The 6488-nt window shown below is 69.2% G+C and carries 4 protein-coding genes; 3 read left to right on the top strand and 1 reads right to left on the bottom strand.

Annotation, left to right across the window (positions count from 1 at the left end):
- Positions 1-267: 267 nt before the first annotated feature.
- Entirely contained in the window at positions 268-2808 is a 2541-nt protein-coding gene (gene ligD, locus HOQ08_RS08015) for a DNA ligase D (protein WP_291193093.1), read from the top strand.
- A 113-nt stretch (positions 2809-2921) separates the two neighbouring features.
- On the opposite strand, the gene HOQ08_RS08010 is transcribed toward ligD, so the two are convergent.
- A complete protein-coding gene (locus tag HOQ08_RS08010; RefSeq protein WP_291193091.1) occupies positions 2922-4349 on the bottom strand; it encodes a tyrosinase family protein in 1428 nt (475 codons plus the stop codon).
- A gap of 509 nt (positions 4350-4858) precedes the next feature.
- Between HOQ08_RS08010 and HOQ08_RS08005 the strand changes: the two genes are divergently transcribed.
- Both HOQ08_RS08005 and HOQ08_RS08000 read left to right on the top strand, forming a co-directional pair.
- Positions 4859-6265 carry an ATPase domain-containing protein gene (locus tag HOQ08_RS08005; RefSeq protein ID WP_291193089.1) on the top strand — a complete coding sequence of 469 codons (1407 nt, stop codon included), beginning with the start codon at positions 4859-4861 and terminating at the stop codon, positions 6263-6265.
- A 2-nt stretch (positions 6266-6267) separates the two neighbouring features.
- Positions 6268-6488 (top strand): response regulator (locus HOQ08_RS08000; RefSeq protein WP_291193087.1); only part of this gene is annotated, 221 nt, incomplete at its 3' end.

The following is a 6488-nucleotide window of genomic DNA, read 5'->3' as shown; positions in this document are numbered from 1 at the left end:
ATTTCGACGCTGGGCCGAGGCAGCTAGCCGGGCCATCGAAGAGTTTCATGGGCGCCATCGAGCTGCTGGCTCGCGTGGTCACGTCCAGCAGTGCGGGCGGTGCGCAGCTGACCAGGCCAGCGTGCTTTGGCGCATGCCCATGCCGTGGGCAGCGCGGCCCTGCGCGTACCGCATGCCCGCCGGCGCCGGGGCGGGGAAAGCCCGGTTCGACCGCCCATTCACGGCCAAGATGCGACAGCTTGCGCAACACCTTGCCCGGATCGCCGCGTGAGCCTCCAGGAATACAAGCGCAAGCGCCGTTTCGACCGCACGCCGGAGCCCTCGATCGAGGCCTCCGTCCATACCGGCACGCGCCCGATCTTCGTGGTGCAGTTGCACCACGCCAGCCGGCGGCACTACGACTTCCGGCTGCAGGTGGGCGATGCGCTCAAGTCCTGGTCGGTGCCCAAGGGGCCCTCCTACGACCCCAAGGTCAAGCGGCTGGCGGTGGAGGTGGAGGATCATCCGGTCGGCTACGCCGACTTCCAGGGCGACATTCCCGAGGGCTATGGCGCCGGCCACGTGGATACCTTCGACCGCGGCTACTGGTCCACGCCCTACGATGCGGAGGCGCAGTTGGAGAAGGGCCACCTGCAGTTCGAGCTCTATGGCCAGCGGCTCAAGGGCGCCTGGCACCTGGTGCGCAGCGGCAAGCCCTCGCGCCAGCCGACTTGGTTCCTGTTCCACGACAAGGACGCGTTCGCCGGCGACATCGAGGCGGACGACCTGCTGGACGCGCGCATGGTCGCCAGCACCAAGGCCGCGGCCGGCCGGAGCGGCGGCGCCAAGGAGGTGGCGCAGAAGCTCGCGCGCACGCGGCGCAAGAGCCCGCCCAAGGCCCGGAGCCATCGCCACACGGAGGCTGTCGGGTTGGCCGCCAAGGCCCAGGGCGCGCGCAAGGCGACGATCGATGCCGAGTTCTACGAACCGGAGCTGGCGCGGCTGAAGGACGAGCCGCCCACGGGCGAGAACTGGCTGCACGAGGTGAAGTGGGACGGCTACCGCATCCTCGCCACCGTGGCGAAGGGCGAGGTGCACCTGTGGTCCCGCAACGCCCTGCCCTGGGACGACAGGATCCCCGACATCCTGCAGGCGGTGCAGGCGCTGGGCCTGACCTCCGCGCGGCTGGACGGCGAGCTGATCGCGCTGGATGCCGATGGCCAGCCGGACTTCAACGGCCTGCAGAAGACGCTCTCGGGCGAGGCGAATGCGCCGCTGGCCTATGTGCTGTTCGACCTGCCGTACCTGGAGGGCTGGGATCTCTCGCGCACGCCGCTGATCCAGCGCAAGGCGGTATTGCAGGCGCTGCTGGAGGACCCGCCGGCCCACCTCTCCTACAGCTCGCACGTGGTGGGCGACGGCGCGCAGGTGTTCGCGGCAGCCACTGCGCAGAAGCTCGAGGGCATCATGTCCAAGCGCGCCGACAGCCCCTACCGCGGCGGGCGCGGCGACGACTGGCTGAAGATCAAGCGGCTGGAGGCCGACGAGTTCGCGGTGGTCGGCTACACGCCCGCCAAGGGCGGCCGCGAGGGCTTCGGCTCGCTGCTGCTGGCGCGCCCCACTTCGGATGGCGACTGGATCTTCGTCGGCCGCGTCGGCACGGGTTTCAGCAACGAGCAGTTGCGCGCGCTATCGAAGACACTCGCCACCGGCGGCAGCAACAAGCCGACGATCCGGCACACCGACGGCGCGCCACGCGAATCGAAGTGGATCCAGCCCACGGCGGTCGCCGAGGTCTATTACCGCGGCATCGGCAACCAGAAGCTGCTGCGCCAGGCGAGCCTGAAGGCCATGCGGCCGGACAAGTCGCCGGGGGACCTGCGCGAGGGCGACCGCGCGCCGAAGGCATCGGCAAAGCCGCGGCGGCGCACGGCTGGGACGGGTGCGGCGCCGCCGCCGATCCGCATCACCCATCCGGACAAGCTGCTCTATCCGGACGACGGCTACACCAAGCAGGACGTGGTGGACTACTACCGCGCGGTGATGGACTGGTTCCTGCCGGGCGTGATCGGCCGGCCGACGTCGCTGATCCGCTTTCCCGAGGGCATCGACCGTCCATCGTTCTTCCAGAAGCACATCCCCTCGGGAGGATTGCAGCATGTCGGCTCGGCACGCCTGAAGGAGGAGACCGGCGCCTCGGCGGTGTACCTCTACCCGAAGGATGCGGACTCGATCATCGAGCTGGTGCAGTACAACACGCTGGAGTTCCACCCCTGGGGCAGCCAGGTGGACGATCCGGACAGGGCCGACCGCGTGGTGTTCGACCTGGACCCCGGACCGGACGTGCCGTGGCAGCGGGTGGCCGCCGCCGCGCGACTGACCCGCAGGCTGCTCAGGGACATGGGCCTGGAATCGTTCCTGCGCACCACCGGCGGCAAGGGCCTGCACGTGGTGGTGCCGCTCAGGCCCGCCTCGGACTGGGACACGGTCAAGCAATTCGCGCAGGGCTTCGCCGCGGCGCTGGCGGGCAGCCATCCGGTGGACTTCGTGGCTACGTCCACCAAGTCGATCCGCAACAGGAAGATCTTCGTCGACTACCTGCGCAACGGCCGTGGCGCCACCGCGGTCGCCAGCTACTCGCTGCGCGGACGCCCGGGCGCGCCGGTGGCGGTGCCGCTGCGATGGGAGGAATTGGGCAGGATCAAAAGCGGCGCCGCGTTCGACCTCCGCACGACGCCCGCACGCCTGAAGCGGCTGCGCAGGGATCCGTGGGAAGGCATCGACGGGATCGAGCAATCGCTGGAGGACGTGCTGGGCCGGCTGGGCTGAGGCGCATCCTGCTTGCTCTCTCTCCTCCGAGCAGAGGACTGGGTACGAGGGGCCAGGCGCGCCCCTCTTCCCCCTGCGCCCTCCCCGGACGGGCGCACGATGGCGTGGATTGCCTACTTCACCGGGTCGGCCTGGACGCTGAAGGCGCCGATGCGGATGGTCGCGCCCTTGGCCGGCTGCTTGCTGCCGTCCACGCGCACGAAGGACACCGTGAGCTTGTCCAGGTGGGGTGGCCAGTTGCGCCGCAGGGTATCGGTGGCCGGGAATATCAGCCGCGCTCCCGCGGCGCCGCTGCCGCCGGCGTGCATGCCGTGCATGCCCTTGCCCCGCATGGCGGCCTTCATCTGCGCCACGCCGATTTCGAAGGGACCGACCATGCCCAGCAGGAAGCTGCGGTCGCTGTCGCCCGCGTCCGGATGCTCGGGCAGGTTGAGATAGACCTTGTAGAAGTAGCCGCCCCGCTCGCCCAGGCCGGTCAGCTGCACCTGGTCGAGCACCACGCACACGGGGCCGGATTCGCTGGCGGCAGCGGTGGCCGCATGCAGCATCGCCGAGCGCACGCGGTTGGCGTCCTGCGCCGTGAGCATGATGTCGACGCTGAGCGAATGCTCGTCCAGCACCAGCGGCTGCGAGGAACCCAGCGGCGGTCCGGCGATGCCGGCCGGCCTGGGCGGCAGCGCGCCGGCCAGGCTGATGGCTGGCGCGAGTGCGGACGATGTGGGTGGTGGCGGCGAGCCGGGCAGCGAGGTGGGCAAGGTCTGATCGTCGTACTGGTAGCCGAAATAGGTGGTCGTCGTGCTGGTCCACACGCGCGGCACGGCCTTGATGGCGGGGCCGTACTGGAAGCTGCCGGTCCAGTAGCTGCTGGTGGCCGCGGGCTGGAGGCGCCCGTTGTCGGCCGCGGTCCAGGCGGCCCACAGGCGGTCGATGCTGGCGTGGTGCACCCAGAACAGCGGGTCCCAGGGCGAGTAGTAGACCGAGGACATGATCCCGCCGATCAGGTTGTGCACCGGGTTGTGCGGCCGCGCTTCGACCAGGGGTTCGAAGGCGTCGGTGGTGCCGCGCGGGAAGTGGATGACGGTGTCGGCGAACGGGTCGAGGCTGAGCGCTCCGGTGACGTCCGTGCCGGTGCGCCCGCTGTGGTAGAGCGAGAGCGTCGGGTCGAGGAATTCGGACGGCACCTGTGGGGTGACGTAGTAGTTCCAGTACGGCAGTACCAGGTTGGGGTCGCCGGAAACCTTGCGCAGCCACCCTTCGAAGCGGTACAGGAAGCCGCGGTGCCAGGCCAGGAAGTAGGTCGTGCCGTGCGGGCAGAAATTCTTGTGCACGTTCGGCCAGTAGGCCCAGCTGGCCGGATCGGCGGCGTTCTTGTTCGCGCGCATCAGGCCGATCGCGTTGCGCAGGGATGCGTAGGTCGGCCCGGTGCGAAAGGCATCCCAACTTTGCCGCACGCGCAAATCCACCGACAGGGCGACCCGCGGCAGCAGCGGGACCAGCGCCACGGAAAGTGACGACTGCAGGAAACGCCGTCTGGAAATCATGGTGTCCTCCGTTGACGGCGCCCCGGCAACCCGGACGCGCTCCCGCGTCTGGATCGGGAATGGAGGCAGGACGCCGCCGACAGGCAATGGTGCTGTGGCCAGCATCCGGAGCACGGCTTTCGCCGCGACCTGCACGCATCCCTGCCCCGCCTGCCGCGCGCCTGCCCCGGATTCCCTCTGGATGCCCCGTTCCGAGACCTGGGAGTTAAATCTTGTTCAAGTCAAGCGCCGGTCAAGGATACGGGCCGTATGCGCTGTCGGGCTGCGGTAGCGGCCTCGACGACGCGGCCCTGGCCGGGGATGGCACGCGTCCGTTTCCGGCGCGCGCGCCATGCGGTGATCCGCGCCTTGCCGGCAGCGGGCCATCGCGTGCATGCACACGTTCCGGCCACGGCGCCATAGTCCTAATGGCACTCAATGCCCATGCCGCCAGCGGCTAACATGCGTGCCCCCCTGTGGCGGCCGCGCACGCGCACCGAGGTACGGCGGGCAGTCTCCTGGAGCGGAATGTGATCGAAAAATTGCCCACGGGCATCGAGGGACTTGACCGGCTGACCGATGGCGGCTTTCTGCGCGGCTCGGCTTACATCGTTCAGGGACCGCCCGGCGCGGGCAAGACCATCCTGGCCAACCAGTTCTGTTTCGCACATGTCCGTGCGGGCGGCCGAGCGCTCTACATGACGCTGCTGGCCGAATCGAGTTCGCGGATGCTCGGCTACGTCAGCCAGATGGGCTTCTTCCAGGACAGCGCGCTGCCCGACGCCATGCAGTACATCAGCGGCTACGGCGTGCTCGAGCGCGAGGGCCTGCCGGGCCTGCTCAAGCTGGTGCAGCACGAGATCAAGCGGCATCACGCTACCGCGATGGTGCTCGATGGCACCTTCGTGGCGCAGTCGGTGGCCTCCGAGCAGGAGTTCCGCGCGTTCATCCATGCCCTGCAGGGCGTGGCCGGCATGGCCAACGCCGTGCTGGTGATGCTCACCCACCAGAACCGCCAGGCCAGTTGCCCCGAGCACACCATGGTCGACGGCTGGATCGAGCTCAGCGACGAAACGGCCGGTTTCCGCGCCTACCGCACCATCCAGGTGCGCAAGCACCGCGGCGCGGCCATCCTTCCGGGCAAGCACCGCTTCCGCATCACCCAGGAAGGCATTGCCGTGTTCCCGCGGGTGGAGTGCGCGCTGGCTGCGGTGCCTCCCTCCTGCGCCGAGACCTCCCGCGTTCCCATCGGCCACCCCGAGCTCGACGGCCTGCTCTGGGGCGGGCTTCCGGCCGGGTCGGCGACCATGCTGGTCGGCCCCACCGGCTCGGGCAAGACCACCCTGGGCATGCATTTCCTCTCGCGCTCCAGCATGCGGGAACCGGGGCTCATGCTCGGCTTCTACGAAACGCCCGCGCACCTCCGGCAAAAGGCAGCCAGCGTCGGCCTGGACCTGAGCATCCCCATCGAGTCGGGCGCGCTGGAGATCGTGTGGCTGCCGCCGGCGGAGAACATCGTCGACGAGCTGGTGCACGACATCGTCCGCCGCGCCCGGGAACGCAAGGTCAAGCGCGTCTTCATCGACGGCCTGGTGGCCATCCGCGACAGCCTGGTGATTCCCAGCCGCATGCCCTACGTGATCAACGCGCTGAGCATGCAGCTGGGCGCGATCGGCGCCACCGTGCTGTACACCTCCGAGATCCCGGAGCTGCGGCTGGAAGACACGCTGATGCCCAGCGACGAGCTTTCGGCCATGGTCGACAACCTGCTGCTGCTCAACACCGGCCGGCGCGACCAGGCGTTCCGCCGCTACCTGTCGGTGATCAAGCTGCGCGACAGCGACTTCGACCCGCGCACGCACGAGTTCCACATCAACGACACCGGCATTGCCTTCGGGCCCGACCCGAAGGCCCGCCCGCGGCGGGAAGCGGGCTGACCATGCTGCGTGTGCTTCTGGTCGAGGACGAACCCGACGTAGCGCTGGTGGCGGCCACGGTATTGGAAGAGGCCGGCTACCACGTGACCGTCGTCTCCGACGGTCGTGCCGGCCTGGACATCGCCCTGCAGGAGCGGCCCGAACTCATCGTGAGCGACTTCATGATGCCGCGCCTCAATGGCCTGGAGATGATCCAGGCCCTGCGCCAGGCCGGCTACGCGCA

It is taken from the genome of Frateuria sp., from assembly GCF_013362045.1.
GTDB lineage: Bacteria > Pseudomonadota > Gammaproteobacteria > Xanthomonadales > Rhodanobacteraceae > Frateuria_A.
Note: the sequence above shows the minus strand (reverse complement) of the source record. Positions and strands in the feature narration are given on the sequence as shown.